Raw genomic sequence first — 23,632 nt, 5'->3', positions numbered from 1 at the left:
TCGACATGCTCGGCAAGGCCAAGAAGGTCACCATCACCAAGGACGACACCACCATCGTCGACGGCGTCGGTGAGAAGGACGCGATCGAGGCCCGCATCGGCCAGATCAAGAAGCAGATCGAGGACACCACCTCGGACTACGACAAGGAGAAGCTGCAGGAACGTCTGGCCAAACTGGCCGGCGGCGTCGCGGTCATCCGCGTCGGCGGCTCGACCGAAGTCGAAGTGAAAGAGAAGAAGGACCGCGTCGACGACGCGCTGAACGCCACGCGTGCAGCCGTTGAAGAAGGCATCGTCCCCGGCGGCGGCATCGCCCTGCTGAAGGCGACCAAGGCGCTGGAAGGCCTGAAAGGCGACAACGCCGACCAGACCGCCGGCATCGCCATCATCCGTCGCGCCATCCAGGCCCCGATCCGCCAGATCGTGGAAAACGCCGGCGTCGAAGGCTCGATCGTGGTCGGCAAGGTGCTGGAAAACGCCTCGCTCACCTACGGCTTCAACGCCCAGACGGAAGAGTACGGCGACCTGGTCGCCATGGGCGTGATCGACCCGGCCAAGGTCGTCCGCACGGCCCTGCAGGACGCGGCCTCGGTCGCCTCGATCCTGATCACCACCGAGGCCGCAGTGGCCGATGCTCCCAAAAAGGGCTCGGGCGGCGGCGCCGGCGGCGGCATGGGCGGCGGCATGGGCGGCATGGGCGACATGGACTTCTAAGAAGTCCGGTTGTCATCCCGGCCTCCGAGCCGGGACGCCCCGGCGAAGGCCGGGGTCCAAAGCTCAGTCACAGGCTGAACGAACAGAAGGGCGGGTCCGGAAACGGGCCCGCCTTTTTTGCTACGAGGTGGCTTGATCCATCCGCGCGCGAGCCAACGCTATTGCACTCTCAGGTAGCAGGTTGAATGTTCGGATATGGACACCGCGAGCCAGCCCAGTTCCGACCAGCTTCACCTGTTCGATGATCCTGTCGATCGGTCTGAAGAGTCGTGTGCACCTGAGCCCACATTCAGCAACTATATTGTCTATGTCGACGAGAGCGGCGACCACAGCATGGTTTCGATTGACGATGCCTATCCGGTTTTCGTGCTTTCGCTCTGCATTTTTAACAAGAGTTACTACGGTCGAGCGGTGGTTCCTGCCGTAGAGGAATTCAAGTTCCGAAATTTTGGCCACGACATCGTCATCTTGCACGAGAGAGACATTCGGAAAGAGACCGGCCAGTTTCGCTTTTCTGGCGCGAAGGAAAAGAACCGGTTCCTCGGCGCGTTGTCGAAAATCATCGAGGCGAGCAAATTCATCCTGATCAGCGCCGTGATCGACAAAAGGCGAATGAAGGATACCGGTGAGGTCGCCGACAATCCCTATCATGTCGCGCTTCGCTTTTGTCTGGAACAGCTTCGCGATTTTCTGTCCGAGAAAGACCAGCTCGGCACGCTGACGCACGTCGTTGTCGAGTGCCGTGGAAAGAAGGAAGACGCGGAGCTTGAGCTTGAGTTTCGAAGAGTTTGCGGCGGCGCCAACAAGTATGGCGTACCGCTGCCCTTCGCGATCGTTTTTGCAGATAAGAAATCGAACTCTTCCGGCCTTCAGCTGGCCGACCTGGTGGCTCGGCCGATCGGCCTCAGCGTGGTCAGGCCCAACCAGCCCAATCGCGCCTTCAACCTGCTCAGAGAGAAGTTTTTCTGCGAGGGTGGCCGGGAAAACGTCGGTAAGAACTATCGGGGCGTCGGCTACCTGATTTACCCGGACGCCCAGAAAGCGAAAGGCCCCGGTGAACCCACCGAGGCCATAGCGCCGACCGGGATCCCCCAATCCACTTGACTCGCTAGATAACTCGTGAATTGCCATCGCGCAATGGAACGGCACCAGAACACGGCGATTTTTTTATGATTATGTTCCGCATCTGTTCCGCTGCGATGAAGGCACGGTTTCGATGAGGCCTCAATGATCGCGCACGACTACACCGCCTTCGCCGAGCCCCTGTCGCACCCGGGCGAGCATCTGCGCGAGGACTTCCTGCCCGACTACGGCCTGACGCCCGCCGCCCTGGCCAAGGCCATGGGGCTGAAGGACCGGACGCGGATCGAACGTCTGGTGCGCGAGGAACAGGCCCTCACATCAGACACGGCGCTCAGGTTGGCGCGGGTGTTCGGGACCACGGCGGAGTTCTGGATGAACCTCCAGACCCAGCACGACCTGTCGAAGGCGGCCATCGCCGCGCGGGATGAGCTGGCGGCGATCCAGACGTTGAAGGTGGTGTAGGTCGCCGCGTCGGAGGCTTGATCGTGGTCGGCAATGGGCTCGAGAACTCTCGGCGACCTACGGCTTCAACGCCCGGACGGAAGAGTACGGCGACTTGGTCGCCATGGGCCGATCGACCCGGCCAGGGTCGTCCGCACCGCGCCGCGTATTTGGAGCGCTGCGAGGTCGACTTCGACGGCTTGGCTTGTGGAGACATTTCCGACTGTCTGCGCCGCATATTGGACGTTGTGTACACTTGGCCAGTCCGACGGAGAAATAGGCGAGACGATGCGGTGTAAAATCTTGGCCACCGCTGGCGTAGACACGGCCCGCTAGACTGAGGCGGCGAACTCAATACAATCACATAAAGATATGTTTATGCTTTGATGTCACGAGTTTGTCGCATCAACTTCACTATGAATTCGCAGCATTACTTGGCGCGGCAGTTGACGCGAACCGTCCGGCGCCGGACAGTCTGTTGGTTGATTCCGGATACGTCAAAGGCCGTTGGGATTATCCAACGGCCTTCTTCGTGTTCGGCGTCGGCCCGAGGACTTGACGACGATTCAGTGCAACAGGACCAAAGGCGCCTGTGATTCGCTTGTCAAGTCTTCGGTTTCTCAAACCGAACGAAAGACAAACTGAAAATGCAAACGTCCTACCAGCGTATCCGCGACGCCATGCTCGCGGGAAAGCCCATGTCCCTGCACTACAAGGGCCATGATCGTCTCGTCTGTGCCCATGCCCTGGGCACGAAGAACGGTCTGCCTCAAGTGCTGACTTACCAATACGGCGGCGGCTCTTCGAGCGGTCTGCCCAATGGTGGGGAGTGGCGTTGCCTGATGGTGGGGAACGTCTCCGACGTTCAAATCATCGAAGGGGCCTGGCACTCCGACGACGGGCACAACAGAGCTCAGACCTGCGTGGATCAGATCGACGTGGAAGTCTGGGTCGACGGAGCCGGAAAGCCATACGTCAAGCGCGCATAGTCTAGCGCTCTCTGTCGAGCCATCGACCCGTCGAAAGTCGCGCGATAGATTTCGCCTTCTGAAGCGTGGTCGATGGCTTCGACAAGCCAATGACCGGGCAATCCCGGAACTTCGACCACCTCGACTTCCATCGCGGCCGGGCAATTGTCGTTTGCGAGCTTTTTAGAGTGCATGGCGGCCTCCCGTGGGAAACCTCTGCCTAGTGCAGACGGTTCCGATGACTCCGGAGCAAGTTTCAGACCAAGTCTGACGAATTCCCCGGCAGAGAAGGCAGTCTAGATTGAGCCGATACCCATCAACGGATCGGCCTGAAACCTCAATCGAATCAAGCTTCGGCTCTATTTAGAGCCATTCGGCGCGCCCCCTGTCGCCGTCCCCATACAATGCGGGGCATGACCGAAGCGCCCCTGAACCGACTCCCGTATTGCCGCCACAGCGAGGATGACTGGCGAGAGATCGAGGCCCTGTATCGGGCCGGGGCGACCGCCAAAAGTCTGGCGGCGAGGTTCGGCGGCTGCGAGCGGCAGATCTATCGCCGGGCGCAGGAGGGCGGCTGGCTGAGAAAGCACCGCAAGACGACCCGTCGCGCGATGACGCCGAAGGCGGCGGAGGCGAAGGCTCGGAAAATCTCGGGCGTGAAGGCGGATGCGCCCGTGCGGGCGCTGAAGGCGGACGCGGACCTGTCGGACGCGACGCGGGCGGCGGTGCGGACCACGGTCGGGATGCTGAGGGATGGGCACGCGGCGCGGGCCTATGCCTATGGGCGGCTGGCGGCGCTGATGCTGAGGCTGGATCGGGCGCTGGGGGATTTCGAGGCGACGGCGCCCGGGGGGCGGACGCCGCAGCAGGAGGCGGCGTTGGCGGCGATTCTGGAGCGGCTGGGGATTGAGGGGTGAGCGCGCCGGGGAAAGGCCCCCTCCGTCACGGCGCGAAGGGGCGCCGCGCCCATCGCTCGGATCGCATGCGATCCGGCGATACCCCCATAAGGGGGGAGGATTTAGCGGAGGTCTCGCTTCTGACGAAGGCGGAAGTCGAGGCGCTTCATCCTGACGATCAGGCGAAGCTGGCTTGGGACGGCGCCGCACATGGGGGTCAGCGGCCGCCCGCCGGCGGATGGCGCACATGGGTGTTTCTGGGCGGACGGGGGGCGGGGAAGACGCGGGCGGGGGCGGAGTGGGTCTCGGATGTCGCGGCGAAACTTGGGGCCGGGGGGAGGATCGCCCTGGTGGGGGCGACGCTGCACGATGTGCGCGCGGTCATGGTCGAGGGGCCGTCAGGGCTGATGAGCCTGCCGTACCGGACGCCGCCGCGGATGGAGAGCTCGCTGAGGCGGCTGGTGTTTCCGGGCGGGGCGGTCGGGGTGATGCTGTCGGCGGCCGAGCCGGAACGGCTGAGGGGGCCGCAGTTTCATGCGGCATGGGGGGATGAGTTCTGTGCGTGGGAGAGGGCGGAGGAGGTGCTGGCGATGTTGCGGCTGGGGGTGCGGCTGGGGCTGAGTGCGCGTCGCCCCCTCCGTCACGGCCCGGAAGAGGGCCGCGCCACCTCCCCCAGAGAGGGGGAGGATTGCCGGGCTCAAGCAGCGCGCGACCGCGTCGCGAGCGATAGCCCACAAGAATGGACGCCGCGCCTTTTGCTGACGACGACGCCGAAGCCTTTGGCGGTGTTGCGGCGGGTGCTGGCGGAGGAGGGCTGCGTCAGAACCCATGCGCCGACGGGGGCGAATGCGGGGAATCTGGCGGAGGGATTTCTGGAGGCGATGCAGGATCTGTACGGCGGGACGCGGCGGGCGGCGCAGGAGCTGGACGGGGTGGTGCTGGAGGCCGAGGGGGCGCTGTTCACCCATGTCGAGATGGCGCGGGCGAGGGCGTTGGGGCGGTCGTGGATGCTCGGTGGAGCGAGGGAGGGATACGAAAGAGCGGTGGTGGCGGTGGATCCGCCGGTCGGGACCCTGTCGGGAGAGGGCGGAGACGCCTGCGGCATCGTGGTGGTCGCGCGGGCGGCGGGGACGGCCTGGGTGCTGGACGACCGCTCGGTGCGGGGGCTGTCGCCGGCGGGGTGGGCGGCAAGGGTGGCGCGGACGGCGAAGGACTGGGAGGCGGCGCTGGGCTGTCCGGTCAGGGTGGTGGCCGAGGGCAACCAGGGCGGGGACATGGTCGAGGCGGTGCTGAAGGGGGCGGGGGTGACGCAGGTCGTGAAGCGGGTGCAGGCGCGGGTCGGGAAACGGGCGCGGGCCGAGCCGGTGGCGGCCCTGTATGAACAGGGACGGGTCGGGCATGTCGGCGAGCTGACGATGCTGGAGGAGGAGCTGCTGGGGCTGGGGGAGGCTGGAGGGGCGAGCCCTGACCGGGCGGATGCCCTGGTGTGGGCGGTGACGGACCTGCTGATCGACGGGGGCGGGGGGGTGATGCCGAGGGCGTGGGCGCTGTAGCGACGGAAACGGGCGGGGGGCTGCGTTACACCTGTCGAGCACACGGAGACGTCGGATGCCGCAGGACGCGCAGGACCTGAACGCCGCCATCGCCCTGACCCGGTTCGGGATGGGGGCGCGGCCGGGCGAGATCGATGCGGTGGCGACAGGTCCGCGAGACTGGCTGGAGGCCCAGGTGCGCCCGGGCGGCGCGCCCCAGCCGGAGGGGGCGTTCGCCTCCTCGAGCGCGCGGGTCGAGGATTTCCTGGGCTACCGGCAGACGGGTCAGGACCGGCGGCAGGCCGGGGCGCCGATGCAGGACGGGCCCATGCCGGACGGGCCCATGCCGGACACGCCCATGTCGGACACGCCCATGTCGGGCGAGGCCCAGGCGGCCTTCGATGCGCGGCGCGAGAGCCGGCAGGCGCTGGCGCGGGAGACGGGGCAGGCCTTCGTGAGCCGGGCGATGCACGCGGCGACGACGCCGGACGGGTTCGCCGAGCGCTGGGCCCTGTTCTGGGCCAATCTTTTCACGGCCTCGGCGACCAAGTTCCAGTCGGCCATCTTCCTGGAGTCCTATGAGCGGGAGGCGATCCGGCCGCATGTGTTCGGGCGGTTCGAGACGCTTGCCCTGGCGGCGGAACAGCATCCGGCCATGCTGCTGTATCTGGATCAGGCCCAGTCGGTGGGGCCGAACAGTCGCGCGGGCCAGAGGCGCAACGCCGGGCTGAACGAGAACCTGGCGCGCGAGATACTGGAGCTGCACACGGTGGGTTCGGACGGGGGCTATAGCCAGGCCGATGTGACCGAGTTCGCCCGCGCCCTGACCGGCTGGTCGATCCCGCAGCCGCGCGACGGGCCCGGAGCGGGCGGGGGCGGCTTCGTCTTCCGGCCCGTCGTGCACGAGCCGGGCGAGCGGACGGTGCTGGGTCGGCGCTATCCCGACGCCGGGCGGGCGCAGGGCGAGGCGATCCTGAAGGATCTGGCGAACCGGCCGGAGACGGCGCGCAGGCTGTCGCGGAAACTGGCGGCGCATTTCGTCGCCGACGATCCGGACCCGGCGCTGGTCGCGCGGCTGGAGGCGGCATGGACGGGATCGGGCGGCGATCTGGCGGCCGTGGCCAGGGTCCTGATCGCGGCCCCCGAGGCCTGGAGCCCGCAGCCGGCCAAGGTGAAGACCCCCTATGAGTTCATCGTCTCGGCGCACCGGGCCTTCGGCGGGGCGCCGCAGCGGGTCGAGCCCCTCAGACAGGCCCTGACCGGCATGGGCCAGCCGATGTGGGGCGCGCCCTCGCCCGAGGGCTGGCCGGACACGGCGGGCGACTGGGCCGGGCCGGACGCCCTGGTCAAGCGGCTGGACTGGGCGCGCCGGGTCGGGGCGCTGGCGCAGGGGTCGGACCCGAACGTCGTCGCGGCCGGAGCCCTGGGGCCGCGTCTCGGCGAACGGTCCAGGACAGCCATCGCCCGGGCCGAGAGCCGACCGGAAGCCATCACCCTGTTCCTCATGTCGCCGGAGTTTCAGCGCCGATGACCGTCTCGATCGATCTTACCCGCCGCCTCCTGCTGGGGGCCGCGGCCTCGGGCGTCAGCCTGGCCTTCGCCGGGCGGGCGGGGGCGCACGGACCCTCCCCCGGGCGAGCGAAATTCGTCGTCATCATCGCCCGGGGGGCCATGGACGGCCTGTCGGTGATCGTGCCGCAGGGCGACCCGAACTATGTGCCGCTGAGGGGCCAGATCGCGGTCGCGGACAGTCTGGCGCTCAACGATGGATTCGGCCTGCATCCGTCGCTGGCCGGGCTGTACGGCCTGCATGGCGCGGGGCAGCTCAGATATGCGCCGGCGGTGGCCATTCCGGTGCGGGTGCGGTCCCATTTCGACGCCCAGGATGTGCTGGAGAACGGGGGCGAGGGCCTGAGACAACAGACCGACGGCTGGCTCAACCGGGCGCTGGCGGCCACCGGCGGCCTCAAGGGCCTGTCGATCGGGGCGCAGACGCCGCTGATCCTGAGAGGCGCGGCGGCGACCTCGAGCTGGGCGCCGGGCGGACGACCCGAGGACAGCGACCGGATCGCGTCCCTGCTGCAGGACCTCTATGTCAACGACCGGCTGCTGGCCGACAATCTGGCGCGCGGGCTGGAGACCGAGGCTCAGGCCATGGCGATGGGCGACGGGATGGACCGGGTCCGGCGCAACGACGTCTCGGCCCTGGGCGCCGCGGTGGCGCGGCTGATGACGGGGCCGGAGGGCGCCGATCTGGTCGCCCTGTCGGTGGACGGCTGGGACACCCATGCCCGCCAGCCGGGCCAGCTGGTCACCCGGCTGACCGGGCTGGACCAGGTCGTCGCCGGGCTCAAGACCGGGCTCGGCGCCGACTGGGACCGGACGGTGGTGGTGGTGGCCACCGAGTTCGGTCGCACCGCCCGCGCCAACGGCACCCAGGGCACGGACCACGGGACCGGTTCGGCCCTGTTGCTGGCGGGCGGGGCGCTGAAGCCCGGAGGCCTGATCGGCGACTGGCCGACCCTGGCCGAAAACCGGCTGTTCGAGGGGCGTGACCTGGCCCCCACGCTGGATGTCCGCTCGGTCTTCAAGGGCGTGCTGCGCGACCACATGGGCGTGGACCGCGCCGATCTGGACGGGCGGGTCTTCCCCGGCAGCGCGGCGGAAGCGCCGCCGGTCGAGGGACTGGTCTGAGCCGCCGATGAGGCGGTCCCGAACGAGGCCTCCCCGGTCGTGAATGAGACGACCAGGCGCGTGGCCGGCGGTTGCGTCGCACGGTCAGGGCGGCGTCGGACCTGAACCCGATGAGGTCGCTCGATGTCCGCTTCGGGACCCTGCCGCGATGTCCCTACGGATCGGCCTCCAGCATGCGCCTGGGCACTGAAATCCGGCAGGTCAGTCCTTCCGGTCGATAATCCATCGCGACGGCGGCTCGAAGAGCCTTGGCGACGACCTTCTTGATAAGCCGCGAGCCAAAGCCCTGACGCTGTGGCGGCTTTACAGGCGGCCCTCCCGCCTCCCGCCATTCGATAACCAGCCGCTGCTCATCTCCATCGGCCTCGAAAGCCGATATCACGGTGAGTCGTCCGCAGGCGTCGCTCAACGCGCCGTACTTCGCGGCGTTTGTCGCCAGCTCATGGACGACCAGCGCCAGGAGCTGGGCCGCCTTCGGCCCCAACGGAACAGTCGGGCCTTCAAGCACGACATGAGCGCCGTTCAGGGTTTGATACTGCTCCAGCTCCCCTCGAAGCAAATCGCCCAAACTGGTGCAATACTGATCGCCTGACCGCAGGGAATTCTGGGTGGCGGCCAGGGCGTTTAACCGTCCTGTGAGCGACTTCTGGAAGTCGGCTACGCTGACCGCATCTCCGGCGCTGATCGCAACAAGGGAATTGACGACCGACAAAACGTTCTTCAGCCGGTGGTCGAGTTCACGTCCAACGGCCTCCCTCAGCTCTTCGAGCTCTTTTCGCTCACTGATGTCCCGGTGAACCACGGTCAAAATCGTCTTCCCCGCAATTGTCTGGCGGGAGACCATCGCCTCAGCCGGGAAAACCTCTCCGTTCTTGCGCCGGCCCCGGACTTCACGGCGATGACCCATCAACCGGTTCGACGGGCCTGCCCTCAGGGCAAATGTCTGCATCTGCTCGCGGTGCGCCAAGCGGTCTGAATCCGGGAGGAGCATGTTGACGTGATGGCCCATCACCTCGGCTGCGCTGTAGCCAAACGACCGTTCCGCAGCGGCGTTAAAGACCAGAACGCGTCCTTCATCATCGGTGCAGATCACCGCGTCCGCAATCAGTGTCAGAATGTCGAGGCTCAAAGCAAAGCGAGGCTCTGGTCCTGCCAGAGGGGCGTCATCGGCCATCTCGGCCTCCACGGCTGTACCGCCTTGCACACCATTATTGGCCCGCGTCGTCGGAGTCGAGCGACGCATTCAGGCCGCTGACAGGTGAGCACTCCAAGGGACCGGGCGGGGTTAGCATTTTCTGGATCAGTACGGATCGGGACATTGGCTAGCACGAACCGCCGGGAAGCGAGGTTGCAGGGCTTTGTGAGCGCCAGACAGACCAGAACCCAACGGCGTAGGCTGCGCCAAGGACGAACACGAAAACCGATGCGGCAACCGCGAAGATTTCAATGGGAGAAGTCCAATCAGCGCGGCTGAGAAAAGGCAGGCTGATCATTCCGCGCGTCAGGAAGATCAGAGCGACGCCACCCAGCACCGTCTTCAGCATTGGCAGCGGACGGATCCGGCCCGCTCCGGAGAAGGCGTATAGCGCCCACACCGTCAGGAGGGCGGCTATCCCGAGAGCCCCGGCAGGCGCCAGCCAGGTGCCCTGGCTAGCCGATTGCACGACTGAGGGCGGCGCGCCGACGAACTCGATCCAACGGGGGCCGCCGATCAGAGCGACGACATGCAAGCCGGCCCCCATCAATACGCCGCTCCCGCCGAACACAAGGCAACGCTCGGGAAACGTCATGACGGGTACCTCTGGCAAAAGCTGAAAACAAAAAGGAAAACAGACGTGACAGGAGCGATTGAGGAAAACCTCCGCTAACCTGCAGTGGCCGCTGGCGCCGCCGAGAATCGTTCGGAACGGACGATCAGCGCTCCGCCGCCAATCACGCGTTGTCCCCAAAACTCCGGCCGGCGGACGGGAGGGTCGCCGCCACAAGGATAATTGCCATGCAGAGGCCCCAACCACCAAGGAGCCCGAGAATTTGGGTCAGTTGCTCAGGTCCGACATAGCTCCCGGAGGTCAGAATCGCGAGAGGCGCTGTTGCGGCCATCACCGACAAAACCGAGCCTATCCGGGCCTTCCCGCCAAGCGACCATGAAGCCAGGCCCAACGCTGCGAATCCGATGCATTGAGCCCCAAATCCCAGCTTTGTGAACCCCTGGATGATTGCGGAAACAAGTTGCAAGGCGCCCGTCACATCCGCCGAGCACCCGCCCGCCGACATGCTGCATCGAGAGACCAGCTCGTAGACCACAAAGCCATCGAAGGTCATCGCTGTCACGATAAGCATGGTCGCCAGGCTGCACAGAAGCGAACCGGTGAGTACAAGTGGCCGGTCAAGACCCAGGCGGCGCGCAAACAGAAAAAGTCCTGCGAGCTGACCGACGGCGACAAGCATAAGGACGGCATGGAAGGCGAGGTTGGCCTGCACGATCGCAGCAAGCGCATCGAAGGCGAGGCCGGAGTCATGTTCGACGCGGGAGACGACCGGGTGATGCGTCACGAGCACGACCTCCAGAAGGGCGGTCCCGCCGATGAGTGCGGCCGCAAGGCGAAGATTTGTCGGCGCCGGGCGATTGATTTCTGACATGCAGGGTCCCTCTGATTGAACGGAGCCTTGCCTAGCCTGGCGGGTGCTCGAGATACTGGACACTTGCCCCCATCTGTCGGAAGCCCCTGGTCGGCGGATAGCGGCCTGGACCTGAGAGCCGATGACAGACAAGCGCGTCGACAGAACTCGTGCCGCCCTCGAACAATCGTTCAACGAGATTTTCCTCGTCGAAGGTTACGAGAAGTCGACGCCGGCCCATATTGCGGAGGGCGCGCGGGTTGGTCGCTCAACGTTCTACGAACATTTCGACGGACGGGACGACCTCCTGGAAAAGCGTCTGTTGCGGGTTCTGCTTCCGCTGGCAGACGTGACGACCTCCAAGGCCGGGCATGGCGACCTCCAGCCGCTCCTCGATCATTTTTGGGATCATCGCGTTATCGTTCGCGCGCTTCTCGGGGGCCGGGCTCGCACGGTGGTCATGCGCGCCCTGACACGGTTGATCGAGGATCGGATCCGGGCTGACCAGAAAGGTTCTTGCGTTCCGCTCCGCATGATCGCCGCCAAAATCGCTGGTGGTCACCTGGCTCTGCTAGAGGAATGGCTGCTCGGGCGACATCGATGCACCAGCGCCGACCTCGCCCGGGTAATCGCGGCGGAGGTCGTTCCGCGAGTTGATCCTTCAGGCCGCGCCCAGGACAAAGACCATATGCGAAGATCCTGATCTGGGTTGGTCAAGTTCGTCACAGCCCAAGGTCCGTTGCCCTCCCGTCGCGGACCCGCGGTCCGCCCGTCGATCGAAGGTCGACGATCCCTGCGCCTCGCAGCTGGAGCCTTTGTGACACTTTGTCCATGTTCGGGCGCGGGCGATTGCAGACCGGCGTGCCCTCGTTAATGTTCGCGCTTCAGGAAAAGGACTGTTTCTTACATGCGTCTTCGCTCCGTCTCCCTCGCCGCCCTTCTGGCCGTGATCGCGCCCGTCTCCGTTCTGGCCGCTGCCCCGGTGATGGCCCAGACCTCCGTCACCAGCCCCCAGGCCGCCGAACTGCAGGCCGCGCCGGTGTCGCAGCTGGTCTCCGAGGTCAATATTCCGTGGACGCGGTTCACGCTCGACAACGGGCTGACGGTCATCGTGCACGAGGATCGCAAGGCGCCGGTGGTGGCGGTGTCGGTCTGGTACAATGTCGGCTCCAAGGACGAGCCGGCCGGGTCGACCGGCTTCGCCCACCTGTTCGAACACCTGATGTTCGGCGGGTCGGAGAATGCGCCCGGGTCCTACCTCGGCCGGATGCGCAACCTCGGGCCGTCGAACCTGAACGGCACGACCTGGTTCGACCGCACCAACTATTTCCAGACGGTCCCGACGCCGGCGCTGGAACAGGCCCTGTTCCTGGAGAGCGACCGCATGGGCTATCTGCTCGGCGAGGTCGGGCAGGACGTGCTCGATCTGCAGCGCGGCGTGGTCCAGAACGAGAAGCGACAGGGCGACAACCAGCCCTATGGCCTGGTCCAGTATGCGCGGCTTGAGGCGCTCTTCCCCGAAGGCCACCCGTACCGCCACTCGACCATCGGCTCGATGGCCGACCTGGACGCCGCCAGCCTTGAGACGGTGCGCAACTGGTTCCGCGAGAACTACGGCCCGAACAACGCCGTCGTCGTCCTGTCGGGCGACATCGACGAGACGACCGCCCGCCCGCTGATGGAACGCTATTTCGGCGCCATCGCGCGCGGTCCTGTGAACACCCCGGCCGAGGCCGACGTGCCGACCCTGGCCGCCCCGGTGGTGCAGGTGATGCATGACCGGGTGGCCACCACCCGCCTGTCACGCAGCTGGGCCGTTCCGGGCCTGCTGAGCGACGACGCCGTGCCGCTGTCGGTTGCGGCCTCGGTGCTGGGCGGTCTGGCCTCCTCGCGTCTGGACAACATCCTGGTGCGCGATGAGCAGACGGCGGTGCAGGTGTCGTCCTCGATGCAGGACTTCCACCGCCTGGGCTTCTTCGACATCACGGTGAACGTGAAGCCGGGCGTGGACGCCGCCGAGGTGGGTCGCCGTCTGGACGCGATCGTCGCCGACTTCATCGCCCGCGGCCCGACGGAGGAAGAGGTGGCCCGCGTCGCCACCCAGTACGTGTCCCAGCGCATCCAGAGCCTGGAACAGGTCAACGGCAAGGCCAACGTCCTGGCCGAGGGCCAGCTGTATGCGGGCGATCCGGACCACTACAAGAAGGAACTGGCCGAATACGCCTCGGTCACCCCGGCCCAGGTCCGCGACGCCATGCAGCGCTGGCTGACCCGTCCGGTCTATGACCTGACCGTCGCTCCGGGCGAGCGCGAAGCCTATGTGGAGGCCGCCGCCGCCCCGTCGGGCGCCGCCCCGGTCCCGGCCGCCGAGATCCAGCGCGTCGCGCGGATGCCGATGCCGGAAATCGGCCAGGTGCCGGATCTGGAGTTCCCCGCCGTCGAGCGCGCCACCCTGTCGAACGGCATCAAGGTGGTCTACGCCCAGGTCGACACCGTGCCGGTCACCCGTGTCGGCATCGATTTCGACGCCGGCTTCGCCGCGGACAGCGCCGATCGCCTCGGCGCCCAGGCCATGATGCTGAACCTGCTGGAAGAGGGCACCACGACCCGCAACTCCAACCAGCTCGCGGAAGAAGAAGAGCGTCTGGGCGCCTCGATCAACGTCGGCGCCTCGATGGACCGGACCTCGGCCGACCTGTCGGTGGTGACGGCCAACCTGACGCCGTCGCTGACCCTGCTGGCCGATGTGGTCCGCAACCCCGCCTTCGCCCCGTCGGAGATCGAACGCATCCGCGCCTCGCGCCTGTCGGGCCTGGCCAGCGAGAAGACCAATCCGAACGCCATCGCCGCCCGCGCCCTGCCGCCGCTGATCTATGGCGCGAACAGCCCCTACGGCCGGTCCTTCACCGGTTCGGGCGACGAGGCGACGATCACGGCGCTGACGCGTGCCGACCTGGTCGCGACGCATGAGGCCTGGGTGCGGCCGGACAATGCGACGATCTTCGTCGTGTCCGACCTGCCTCTGTCGCAGGTGACCTCCCGGCTGGAAGCCGCCTTCGGCGACTGGCGCGCGCCCTCGACGGCCAAGGGGACCAAGGACTTCGCCGACGCCGCCGTGCCCGCGCCCACCAACCGGATCGTCCTGATCGACCGTCCGCAGTCGCCGCAGTCGCTGATCTATGGCGGCGCCGTCCTGCCTGTTTCAGGCACCGACGACCTGCTGGCCCTGAACGCGGCGAACGTGACGCTCGGCGGGGACTTCCTGTCGCGGATCAACTCGGATCTGCGTGAGACCAAGGGCTGGTCCTATGGCGTGCGCGGCGGGGTCAACGCCCTGGAGCACCGCGTGCCCTATATCGTCAACGCCCCGGTTCAGGCCAACCGCACGGGCGACTCTGTCGCGGCCCTGATCGCCCAGTACGACCGCTTCCTGGAAACCGACGGCGTCCAGCCGAACGAGCTGGAGCGGACGATCAACGGCAACACCCGGTCGCTGGCGGGCGGGTTCGAGACCTCGGGCCAGATCCTGGGCGCCCTGCGGTCCAACGCCCTGTACGGCCGTCCCGACGACTATCAGGCCACTCTGGCCAGCCGCACCCGCGCCCTGACGGCCGCCCAGATGGACGAAGCGGCCCGTCAGGTCATCAAGCCCGACCAGTTCGTCTGGGTTGTGGTCGGCGACGCCTCGGTGGTGCGCCCGCAGCTGGAGGCCCTCGGCCTGCCGGTGGAAGTGCGTCCAGCGCAGTAACGACCGGCTTCGGTCGGACATGAGGGGGGCGGCGAGCGATCGCCGCCCCCTTTTTCTGTGACACCAACAGCCGGGGAAGGGCCGTCGGTCGCGCGTCGGGCGGTCCCGGACCGACCCGGGCGGACACCCCGAGCGCTCACATCTGGAGCCAGGGCTGGACCAGAGCCCTGAGATCGATCCGGGCTTTCAGCCTGGCCGCCAGCAGGGCGGTGCCGCTGATCTTTCGCTGGACGAACAGGACGTCCGAAGGCGGCAGATGCCATGCAGCACTGTCCGCCGCGATCTCCAGCCCCGGTTCGCGCAACGCCGCCAGGAAGCGGCGATCGCCGAAGTCGAACGGGCCGGGGCGCTGAAGCTCGCCGAGGATCACATCGATCATGGCGTCGACGCGCCCGCCATGTCGCGCGACTGCGGCCGGGCCGATGAACCCCGCCGAGAGGGCTGCGGCCCGCGCGGCCATCCGGTCGCCGGACAGGCCCGCGCGCAAGAGCTGGCGGTACCCCATGGCTGTGCCCGGCTGCACCGGGCGAGCGGCGCCGAAATCGAGCAGCACCAGCCGGCCGCTGTCGGGCTGGACGCGGTAGTTGGCGAAGTTCGGATCGGTCTGCATGACGCCGAACTGGAACAGCTCGCGCAGCACCAGGATCATGAGCGTGCGAACGGCCGCGTCGCGCGCCGCCCGGGGGGCGGTTTCGAGCGTCTCGATCGGAAGGCCCGACAGGAAGGTCATCGCCAGAACCCGGGACGTCGTCAGCTGTTGATCGAGGGTGGGCACGACGACCTCGGGGGTATCGGCCAGCAGGCGCTCGAACAGCATCATCTGCTCGCCCTCGCGTTCGTAGTCGGCCTCTTCGGCAAGCTGGCGCTTGGCCTCGGCAAGGAGCGGGGCGATGTCGAGGCCCCTGGGCAGGGCGCCGGACATCTTCAGCAGGGTGGCGACGTTGTCGACATCGGACACGATGCTCTCGCTGACGCCCGGGTACTGAACCTTGATCGCCAGCTCGCGGCCGTCGCGGGTGACCGCCCGGTGAACCTGGCCGATGGAAGCCGCAGCGATCGGATGCAGGTCGAACCGCTGGAACCGGGTTCGCCAGTCCGGGCCCCACTCGCGCACCAGAACCTTCTGCAGCTGGGCCGGCGGCATGTGGTGGGCGCTGTCGCGCAAACGCGCCATGATGGCGGTCAGCTCCGCAGGCAGCAGGTCCCCGGCGTCCATCGAAATGATCTGGCCCAGCTTCATCGCCGCGCCCCTCAGATGGGACAGGCGGTCGGCGATCTTTCCGACGTTCGACGGCGTCAGGAGCAGGTCTCTCAGATGCGGGCGCTCGCCCTCCGCGAGCCGTCGCGCGCCCTCCGCGACCATGCCACCGGCGACCGATCCCGCCAGCCGGCCGAACTGGCTCAGCCGCGAAAGGCGCCCGCGCGGCACCGACCGTCCGGGGGATGAGCCCGTGTCCCGGCTCACGATCTCACCACGTCAGGGTCCCGGGGCCGCCCTTGAACGGTCCGGCCAGACGCGAGGTGATCCAGCCGCCGTAGAACCCACCGGACTGGGGCTTGACCGTCTCGCCGTCGACACTGCAACGATCGAAGGGGCCGGCATAGAAGGCGACATGATCCCGCAAGGATTCAAACGGAGGCGTCGGCTCCGGATAGCTCCAGCCGACGCCCGCCAGGACCTGGGCGCCGATCACGACGTCCCAATAGGTCGCCTCGCCCTTCCACTCGCAGAATGAACCGCCGCCGGCGCGACGCAGCACGCCCGGGGCGATGTCCGAGGGCGGGATATAGTAGCTGGGCGGGTGGCTGGTCTCCAATGTCCGCACCGCAGAGCGGGTCTCGGCCACGATGACGCCCGCGTGGACGATCAGGACATGGGCGCCGGTCGGCTCGGCTATGGCCGGGCGTGGAAAGGCCCAGACGCTTTCCTGACCGGGCGTGACGGGATCGGGGCGGGAACTCACGCCAGGGCCGGGACCTGTCACCGCCCCCCGCAATAGATCAACCGCTTCCGCATGGTGCGGATATGGGAAGACGGCCCGCAAAGTCATCCCGGTGCGACATCGACGCACAACCTTCGCCCATCCCCTGTTGACGCCAGAGCCGCCGGATCAGCGCGCGCGATGCACGCCCGGGGTTGACGGGGAGAAGGGAGTGTCCGGGACGCCTCGACCACGCGCCGGGCTGAGCCGCTGAACCAACCGCACGGACAAGCATTCGACTCCGTCATCCGGAGTCACACACCATGCCCGCACGCCCCACCTGGCAAGGCCATCTGAAGCTGTCGCTCGTCACCTGTCCGGTCGCGCTTTACACGGCGACGACGAAGACGAACGACGTCTCGTTCCACCTGATCAATCCCAAAACCAACAACCGCATCCGCATGGTGGCGACCGATCCCGATACGGGGCCGGTCGAGCGGTCGGACCTGGTCAAGGGCTATGAGGTGTCGAAGGACGAATACGTCCTGTTCGACACCGCCGATTTCGACAAGGTGAAGCTGGAATCGACGCGGACCATCGACATCGGCCAGTTCGTCGACGCCGACGACATCGACCGGCTCTACTGGGCCGACCCCCTCTATGTCGTGCCCGACAAGGGGGTGGGGGCCGAGGCCTTCGCCGTCATTCGCGAGGCGATGGAGAAGCAGAACAAGATCGCCATCGGGTCGCTGGTGCTCAGGAACCGCGAGCGGCGCATCGCCCTGGAGGTCCGGGGCAAGGGGCTGGTGGCCTGGACGCTGAGGGCGCACGACGAGGTGCGCGACGCCGACGACTATTTCGACGACATCCCGACGAAGAAGGCGGACGCCGACATGGTGGATATCGCCGCCCGGATCATCGGCCAGAAGGACGCCGACTTCGATCCCTCGCAGTTCAGGGACCGCTATGACGAGGCCCTGAAGGCCATGATCGCGGCCAAGCAGAAGGGCCAGGGCGTGGTCGAGGTGGCCGAGCCGGACGACACCAATGTCATCGACCTGATGGCGGCGCTGCGGAACAGTCTGAAGGGGTCTGTGGGGTCGGAGAAGAAGCCGGCGGCGAAGAAGAAGGCGCCGGCGAAGACCAAGGCGGCCTAGTCCTCCGCTTCGATGTGGTCGATGTCGTCGTCATCGAGGCCCATGTGGTGGCCGATTTCGTGGATGAGGACGTGGGCGATGATCTCGGCGAGGCCGACGTCGCCGCGCTCGCACCACTCGTCGAGGATCGGGCGGCGGTAGAGGAAGACGCGGGACGGCTCGGCGGCGGGGCCGAAGCCGTCGCGCTCTCCGACATGGAAGCCGTGATAGAGGCCTGTCAGGTCGAACGGATCCTCCAGATCGACCGAGGCCAGGGTTTCCTCATCGGCGAAGTCGTCGATGCGGATGACCACGTCGCCAGCGGCCGATTTGAACGGCTCGGGCAGGGCGTCGAAGGCCTGACGCGCCAGCCGGGCGAAGTCGTCGAGGGAGGGGGCGGTCTGGTCGGTCCAGGCGGTCATGGGTGATTGGTGGCTCGTGACTGGTGGCTGGTGGCTGGTGGCTGGTAGGTAGGCGGTTGGCCGAAGTGACGCCACCGTGATCCCGGAGACTCACTGCCGCAGTCACCGCCGCCTGTTAACCATCCCGTTCGCGCCCGGCGCGACATCGGCTATGGTCGCGATTCGATCCAGCGGGTGAACGGGTATGGCGGAGGCCGATATCGCCTTTGCGGCGGCGGCGGGAGCGGCGGGGCTGGCCCTGTCGATCAGCGTCTGGGCGTGGCGGTTGCGCCGCGCCGTGAGCCTGCGCGAATCCATGATTGAGCGGGACCGCGCGGCGGGGGTCCAGAGCCGGGCCCAGCACGCCGGAGCCGTGTCGGCCTTCGACGACGTGCGCATCGGCCTGACGCCGGGCGAACCGCCGCTGTTGCTGGGGCGGGACGAAACCATCGAGGCGGTGCGGCTCGCGTTCGCGAAGGACGTGCAGGGCTCGCCGGGCGCGGCCCTGGCCGAGGCCTTGCACGCGGGCCTGCCCGAGGCGATCGACGCCCTGCTGGCCGAGGGGACGCCGTTCGAGGCCCACGACGGCGACGACTGGAAGATCGAGGGCAGCGCGGTCAACGGCACGGCCTGGCTGAGGCTTTCGCCTGTGGCGCGGACCGTGTCGCAGGCCGACATCCAGGGCGTGGGGCAGGGCGTGGGGCAGGGTGTCGGGCAGGGCGAGGGCGCCGGCGAGCACGGCTTCGGGGCCGGGCTGATCGCCGACGCCTCGCCGTCGCCGACCTGGGTCGTGGATCACGACGGGCGTCTGGTCTGGGCCAACAAGGCCTGGCTGGCCGAGGTGAAGTGCGCCTCGGTCGAGGCGGCGCGGGAAACCCAGGCCAGTTTCGACCGGGGCGCCGACCAGCTGGCGGCCGAGGCCGCGCGGGTGGGCACGCATCAGGAGGGCTTCCGCTGGACGGCTGGAGACGGGCGTCGTCGGGCCTGGAAGATCATGGCCGAACCCCTGTTTTCGGGCGGGGCGGCGGGCCCGGGCGGCCCGGTGCTGGTCTTCGCCATCGACATGACCGAGGCCGAGGAGACGCGCGACACCCTGAGGCGTCACGTCGAGGCCCATGACGAAACCCTGAACCATCTCGCGGATGCAGTGGCGATCTTCGGCCCGTCGCGACGGCTGGCCTTCCACAACACCGCCTTCCAGACCCTGTTCAACCTCGATCCGGCCTGGCTGGACGAGCGGCCGACCCATGCCGAGCTGCTGGACCGGTTGCGTCAGCGCCGGATGCTGCCCGAGGTCATCGACTACGCCGGCTGGAAACAGTCCGAGCTGGACTTCTACGAGGCGACGGAGGCGGCGGCCGACGACAGCTGGTCCCTGCCCGACGGGCGGACGCTGAGGCTGGTGCGCCAGCCGCATCCGCTGGGCGGGATCCTGCTGCTGTTCTCGGACATCACAGGCGAGCTGAGCCTGCGCAGCCGGTTCAACGCCCAGCTGCAGGTGCAGACGGCGACGCTGGACAAGCTGAACGACGCCGTCGCCGTGTTCGGCTCGGACGGGCGCCTCAGGCTGCACAACGAGGCGTTCGAACAGTTCTGGAGCCTGTCGGCCGAGCGGCTGGAGGAGGCGGGAGATTTCGATTCCATCGCCGAGCTGTGCAAGACCGCCCTGCCCGACGCGGCCCTGTGGCTGGGGCTGAAGGCGCGGGTGGCCGATCCCGATCCCGAGAGCCGCATCGCCGTCTCGGGCGAGGGGCGCACGACCGACGGGCGGACGGCGGCCTGGCAGACCCGGCCCCTGCCCGACGGCGCGACCCTGGTTGCGTTTTCGGACGTGACCGCGCGGCGCGAGCTGGAGCAGGCCCTGGCCCAGCGCGAGGCGGCCCTGAAGGAAAGTCAGGCGCTGAAGCGGGAGTTCGTGGGCTCGGTCAGCTACGAGCTGAGGACGCCGCTGACGACCATCGTCGGCTATTCCGAACTGCTGGAGACGATGGCCGACCTGCCGGAACGCAGCCGCCAGCATGCCGGGGCGATCCGGGTGGCGGCGGCCCAGCTGACGGGCTCGATCGACGACGTGCTGGACATGGCCCAGATCGACGCGGGCGAGATGGAACTGTCGCTCGGCGACGTGCGGGTGCGCGACCTGTTCGCCGAAGCGGTCGAGAAGCACCGGCCCCGGATCGAGGGTCGGGGCGCGACCCTAAAGGCCGTGGCGGCCGCCAACCTGCCGCCCATCCGGGGCGATGCGCGGCGGCTCGCCCAGGCGGTGGATCACCTGCTCGACAATGCCGGGCGGTCGGTGTCGGAGGGCGGATCGGTGTCGCTGCGGGCCGAGGCCAATTCGAGCGAGCTGCGCATCCGGGTCGAGGATACGGGACGGGGCATCCCCTATCACCTGCAGGCGCACGTCTTCGACCGGTTCGTGAAACGCGAGCGGGGCGGGCCGGGCGTCGGTCTGGCCCTGGTCAAGGCCCTGGTCGAACTGCACGGCGGCTGGGCCGAGGTGGAAAGCGAACCCGGCAAGGGGGCGGCCTTCATCCTGCACCTGCCGCTGGAGGCCGACAGCGGAGCGGCGGCGCCGGAGCTGGCGCTGGGCTGACCGAACAGTCCGCTCATCCCCGCTTTCGCGGAGATGAGCGGAAGAATAAAGACGAGCCATGAGCAAGCTCCTGAAGACCGCCCTGATCTACGATTTCGACGGGACCCTCGCGCGGGGGAATATGCAGGAGGTGACCTTCATTCCCTCGGTGGGGATGGGGATCGGCGACTTCTGGGGCGAAGCCGACCGGCTGACCAAGTCGGCCGATGGCGACAATATCCTGATGTACATGCAGCTGATGCTGCAGCGGGCGCGGCACAGCGACCAGCCGATCACGAAGAAGCTGCTGGCCGAGCACGGCCAGGACGTGAAGCTGTTCGACGGGCTGAAGTCGGACCTGACCGGCAAGGGCTGGTTCGAGCGGATCGACGCCATCGGCGCCAGATACGGTCTGGAGATCGAGCACTACATCATCTCCGCGGGCCTGGAGGAGATGATCGACGGCTGTCCGATCCGCGACGCCTTCCACCACGTCTTTGCGTCCAAGTTCGCCTATGACGACCACGGGGTGGCGATCTGGCCGGCGGTGGGGGTCAACTACACGACCAAGACCCAGTATCTGTTCCGCATCAACAAGGGGGTGCTGAACCACTGGGATCACGAGCGGATCAACCGCTTCACCGCCGACGAGGATCGGGCCATCCCGTTCGAACGGATGATCTTCCTCGGCGACGGCGACACCGATGTGCCGACCATGAAGATGATGCACACCAAGGGCGGGTTCTCGATCGCCGTCTATGATCCCCGGAACTCCGAGAAGGACCAGAAGAAGATCTATTCGCTGATTTCCGAGGATCGGGTGAACTTCGTCGCCGCCGCCGACTATCGCGAGGGCCAGCCGCTGGACCTGATCGTGAAGGGTCTGATCGGGCGGATCGCGATCAACGCGGGGACGATGCCGAGGGTGGACTGACTTTACCGCCCGCCGGCCCGGACCCACGCCTCGCGGGCCGGGAGAAGGCGGGAGGGGACGAGGCCGCGCAGGGGCGCCTGGCCCTTCAGCGTGAGGCCGGCCTCGGCGCCCTTTCGCCAGGCGACGTCGGCCTCGATGGCGAGACCGGCGGCGATGTCCACCACGGTGACCTTCGACGGCAGGGCCAGCTGGCGGTCGGTGCGGATCTTCAGACCCCCGGCCGAGGTGTCGACAATGACGCAGGCCAGCTCGAGCCCGGGCGCGACGAGGACGGCGCGCGCGTTGGCCGGCGAGCGGGGCTGGAGGCGGCGGTCGATGGGTTGGGTCAAGGCCACGGTACTCAACGCACGACGAGCGCGTCAGGCGCCGCCGTGGTCGCGGATGTGCCGGATGCCGCGGTCTTCGTCCAGTTCGACGACGATGTCTGCGGCGACGCCTCCGGCCAGCATGTGGCGGGTGAGGCGTTCGAAGACCTGGATGAAGCGGGACAGCTCGGCGCGGCGGGCGGCGGGAACGGGGGCGCCGGTGAGGCCGGCCTCCTGTTCGGCGCGCCAGTCGAGGACGCGGTCGAAGCCGGGCGCCTTGAGGAACAACAGGGCGTCGAAGGTCGCGAACAGGCGGGCGTATCCGCTGGCCAGTGAACGGTTGATCGCGCCGCGCCAGGCGGCGTCGGAGTCGTCGTCGCGCTCCAGATCATTGATGGATGCAGCCAGTTCGGCCGGCCCCTGCGGCGTCGCGCCGAGACACCAGCCTTCGAACAGGACGGCGCGGGGGCGGCCTTCGAAGACCGGCCAGTCGGTTTCGGGACGCCGGTCGTCAGCGCGCTTGTCGAAGGCGGGCAGCGGCGTGCGGTCGCCGGGCGCGGCGGAACGAAGGCGGGTCAGCACGCGGTCCAGCAGGTCGAGGTCGTGGGTCCCGGGCGGTCCGCGCACGGCGAGCAGGGGATGGGCGCGGACGGCGAGGTCGGCGCGCTCGGCCTTCGTCAGATAGACGTCGTCGAGGGACAGGGTTGCGCAGGACAGGGCTTGCGCCGCCTCTGCCGCGAGGGTGCTCTTGCCGGACCCTTGCGCGCCCGCGATGGCGATCAGGGGGACATGGCCCGGCCGCGCGTGGCGGCGGATCAGATCGTCCACGGCCTTGATCAGCCGCGGATCGACCATGATCAGTGCTGGTTGGCGGGCAGGCGGACGATCAGGCCGTCCAGCGCGTCCGAGACGCGGATCTGGCAGGACAGGCGCGAGTTGGGCTCCACCTCCTCGGCGAAGTCGAGCATCGACTCCTCCATGGCGCTGGGCTTGCCGGTCGCGTCGCGCCAGGCCTCGTCGACATAGACGTGGCAGGTGGCGCAGGCGCAGGCGCCGCCGCAGTCGGCGTCGATGCCGGGGACATTGTTGCGGATCGCCCCCTCCATCACGGAGAGGCCGGTCTTGACCTCCACGACATGCTCGCGGCCGTCGTGTTCGATGTAGGTGATCTTCGCCAAGTCAGGCGGCCTCGGTCTTCTTGCGCGACGGGGCGACCATCAGCTTCTTCGTCTTGGCGATCGCCTCGGCCGGGTTCAGGCCCTTCGGGCAGACCTGGGCGCAGTTCATGATGGTGTGGCAGCGGTAGAGTTTGAACGGGTCCTCGAGGTCGTCGAGCCGCTTGTCCGTGGCGTCGTCGCGGCTGTCAGCGATCCAGCGGTAGGATTGCAGCAGGGCCGCCGGGCCCAGATATTCGGTCTGGTTCCACCAGTAGCTGGGGCAGGACGTCGAGCAGCAGGCGCACAGGATGCATTCGTACAGGCCGTCCAGCTTGGCGCGGTCCTCGGGCAGCTGGATGCGCTCCTTCTCGGGGTCCACATCGTCGGACTGGAGATACGGCTTGATGGAGTCGTACTGGGCATAGAACAGCGTCAGGTCGGTGACGAGGTCCTTCACCACCGGCTGGTGCGGCAGAGGGGCGATGGAGATCGTCGAGGACTGGCACTC

General features: G+C 67.6%; 23 protein-coding genes. 13 read left to right on the top strand and 10 right to left on the bottom strand.

The features are described from left to right. From RMO01_RS14590 to RMO01_RS14555, 8 genes are all read left to right on the top strand, one after another. On the top strand, window positions 1-713 hold a 713-nt coding region (locus RMO01_RS14590; protein ID WP_309629788.1), incomplete at its 5' end, for a TCP-1/cpn60 chaperonin family protein. Between the two features lie 195 nt (window positions 714-908). Beyond that, the gene (locus RMO01_RS14585; protein WP_309629787.1) at window positions 909-1,817 is read left to right on the top strand and encodes a DUF3800 domain-containing protein; all 909 of its coding nucleotides are present in this window, start codon (window positions 909-911) and stop codon (window positions 1,815-1,817) included. Between the two features lie 123 nt (window positions 1,818-1,940). Continuing rightward, window positions 1,941-2,258, top strand: a complete 318-nt coding sequence (locus RMO01_RS14580) for a HigA family addiction module antitoxin (RefSeq protein ID WP_309629786.1) — start codon at window positions 1,941-1,943, stop codon at window positions 2,256-2,258. Between the two features lie 626 nt (window positions 2,259-2,884). After that, window positions 2,885-3,226, top strand: coding sequence for a hypothetical protein (locus tag RMO01_RS14575; protein WP_309629785.1), 342 nt, complete (start codon window positions 2,885-2,887; stop codon window positions 3,224-3,226). 392 nt (window positions 3,227-3,618) lie between these two features. Next, on the top strand, window positions 3,619-4,122 hold the full coding sequence (locus RMO01_RS14570; protein ID WP_309629784.1) for a hypothetical protein: 504 nt from the start codon (window positions 3,619-3,621) through the stop codon (window positions 4,120-4,122). A gap of 65 nt (window positions 4,123-4,187) precedes the next feature. After that, complete coding sequence (locus RMO01_RS14565; protein WP_309629783.1) at window positions 4,188-5,654, top strand: terminase large subunit domain-containing protein; 1,467 nt, start codon at window positions 4,188-4,190, stop codon at window positions 5,652-5,654. Between the two features lie 55 nt (window positions 5,655-5,709). After that, window positions 5,710-7,164 carry a DUF1800 family protein gene (locus RMO01_RS14560; RefSeq protein ID WP_309629782.1) on the top strand — a complete coding sequence of 485 codons (1,455 nt, stop codon included), beginning with the start codon at window positions 5,710-5,712 and terminating at the stop codon, window positions 7,162-7,164. Beyond that, on the top strand, window positions 7,161-8,327 hold the full coding sequence (locus RMO01_RS14555) for a DUF1501 domain-containing protein (protein ID WP_309629781.1): 1,167 nt from the start codon (window positions 7,161-7,163) through the stop codon (window positions 8,325-8,327). Before RMO01_RS14560 ends, RMO01_RS14555 begins: the two co-directional genes overlap by 4 nt. Window positions 8,328-8,481: 154 nt before the next feature. Here the strand turns inward: RMO01_RS14555 and RMO01_RS14550 are convergent, their stop codons facing one another. From RMO01_RS14550 to RMO01_RS14540, 3 genes are all read right to left on the bottom strand, one after another. Then, a complete protein-coding gene (locus RMO01_RS14550; RefSeq protein WP_309629780.1) occupies window positions 8,482-9,501 on the bottom strand; it encodes a PAS domain S-box protein in 1,020 nt (339 codons plus the stop codon). A 148-nt stretch (window positions 9,502-9,649) separates the two neighbouring features. Continuing rightward, a complete protein-coding gene (locus RMO01_RS14545) occupies window positions 9,650-10,117 on the bottom strand; it encodes a hypothetical protein (protein WP_309629779.1) in 468 nt (155 codons plus the stop codon). A gap of 142 nt (window positions 10,118-10,259) precedes the next feature. Beyond that, window positions 10,260-10,967 carry a hypothetical protein gene (locus RMO01_RS14540; RefSeq protein ID WP_309629778.1) on the bottom strand — a complete coding sequence of 236 codons (708 nt, stop codon included), beginning with the start codon at window positions 10,965-10,967 and terminating at the stop codon, window positions 10,260-10,262. Window positions 10,968-11,088: 121 nt separating this feature from the next. Here RMO01_RS14540 and RMO01_RS14535 point away from each other — a divergent pair, with 121 nt between their 5' ends. Together RMO01_RS14535 and RMO01_RS14530 are read left to right on the top strand one after the other, a co-directional pair. Continuing rightward, entirely contained in the window at window positions 11,089-11,649 is a 561-nt protein-coding gene (locus tag RMO01_RS14535) for a TetR/AcrR family transcriptional regulator (RefSeq protein ID WP_309629777.1), read from the top strand. Window positions 11,650-11,853: 204 nt separating this feature from the next. Beyond that, window positions 11,854-14,694, top strand: coding sequence for a pitrilysin family protein (locus RMO01_RS14530; RefSeq protein WP_309629776.1), 2,841 nt, complete (start codon window positions 11,854-11,856; stop codon window positions 14,692-14,694). Between the two features lie 136 nt (window positions 14,695-14,830). Here the strand turns inward: RMO01_RS14530 and RMO01_RS14525 are convergent, their stop codons facing one another. Beyond that, complete coding sequence (locus tag RMO01_RS14525) at window positions 14,831-16,123, bottom strand: AarF/ABC1/UbiB kinase family protein (RefSeq protein WP_309629775.1); 1,293 nt, start codon at window positions 16,121-16,123, stop codon at window positions 14,831-14,833. Between the two features lie 40 nt (window positions 16,124-16,163). Further along, window positions 16,164-16,658 (bottom strand): DUF427 domain-containing protein, encoded by a 495-nt coding sequence (locus RMO01_RS14520; RefSeq protein ID WP_309629774.1) that lies wholly within the window; start codon window positions 16,656-16,658, stop codon window positions 16,164-16,166. 281 nt (window positions 16,659-16,939) lie between these two features. On the opposite strand from RMO01_RS14520, the gene RMO01_RS14515 reads away from it, so the two are divergent. Further along, window positions 16,940-17,773: a Ku protein gene (locus RMO01_RS14515; protein ID WP_309629773.1), complete on the top strand. Its 834-nt coding sequence runs from the start codon at window positions 16,940-16,942 to the stop codon at window positions 17,771-17,773. Here RMO01_RS14515 and RMO01_RS14510 read toward each other — a convergent pair. Further along, the gene (locus RMO01_RS14510) at window positions 17,770-18,174 is read right to left on the bottom strand and encodes a metallopeptidase family protein (protein ID WP_309629772.1); all 405 of its coding nucleotides are present in this window, start codon (window positions 18,172-18,174) and stop codon (window positions 17,770-17,772) included. The two genes, RMO01_RS14515 and RMO01_RS14510, sit on opposite strands and share 4 nt — an antisense overlap. Before the next feature lie 184 nt (window positions 18,175-18,358). Here RMO01_RS14510 and RMO01_RS14505 point away from each other — a divergent pair, with 184 nt between their 5' ends. After that, the gene (locus RMO01_RS14505; RefSeq protein WP_309629771.1) at window positions 18,359-20,749 is read left to right on the top strand and encodes an ATP-binding protein; all 2,391 of its coding nucleotides are present in this window, start codon (window positions 18,359-18,361) and stop codon (window positions 20,747-20,749) included. 58 nt (window positions 20,750-20,807) lie between these two features. Then, window positions 20,808-21,662 carry an HAD family hydrolase gene (locus RMO01_RS14500; protein WP_309629770.1) on the top strand — a complete coding sequence of 285 codons (855 nt, stop codon included), beginning with the start codon at window positions 20,808-20,810 and terminating at the stop codon, window positions 21,660-21,662. Between the two features lie 2 nt (window positions 21,663-21,664). Here the strand turns inward: RMO01_RS14500 and RMO01_RS14495 are convergent, their stop codons facing one another. The 4 genes from RMO01_RS14495 to RMO01_RS14480 form a co-directional block, all read right to left on the bottom strand. Next, window positions 21,665-21,997: a PilZ domain-containing protein gene (locus RMO01_RS14495; RefSeq protein WP_309629769.1), complete on the bottom strand. Its 333-nt coding sequence runs from the start codon at window positions 21,995-21,997 to the stop codon at window positions 21,665-21,667. A gap of 24 nt (window positions 21,998-22,021) precedes the next feature. Then, a complete protein-coding gene (locus RMO01_RS14490) occupies window positions 22,022-22,822 on the bottom strand; it encodes a kinase (RefSeq protein ID WP_309629768.1) in 801 nt (266 codons plus the stop codon). A gap of 2 nt (window positions 22,823-22,824) precedes the next feature. Beyond that, window positions 22,825-23,145: a 2Fe-2S iron-sulfur cluster-binding protein gene (locus tag RMO01_RS14485; protein WP_309629767.1), complete on the bottom strand. Its 321-nt coding sequence runs from the start codon at window positions 23,143-23,145 to the stop codon at window positions 22,825-22,827. 1 nt (window position 23,146) lies between these two features. After that, on the bottom strand, window positions 23,147-23,632 hold a 486-nt coding region (locus tag RMO01_RS14480; protein WP_309629766.1), incomplete at its 5' end, for a succinate dehydrogenase iron-sulfur subunit.

It is taken from the genome of Brevundimonas sp., from assembly GCF_031412435.1.
Taxonomy (GTDB): Bacteria; Pseudomonadota; Alphaproteobacteria; order Caulobacterales; family Caulobacteraceae; genus Brevundimonas.
This window is presented reverse-complemented; position numbering and strand designations above follow the sequence as displayed.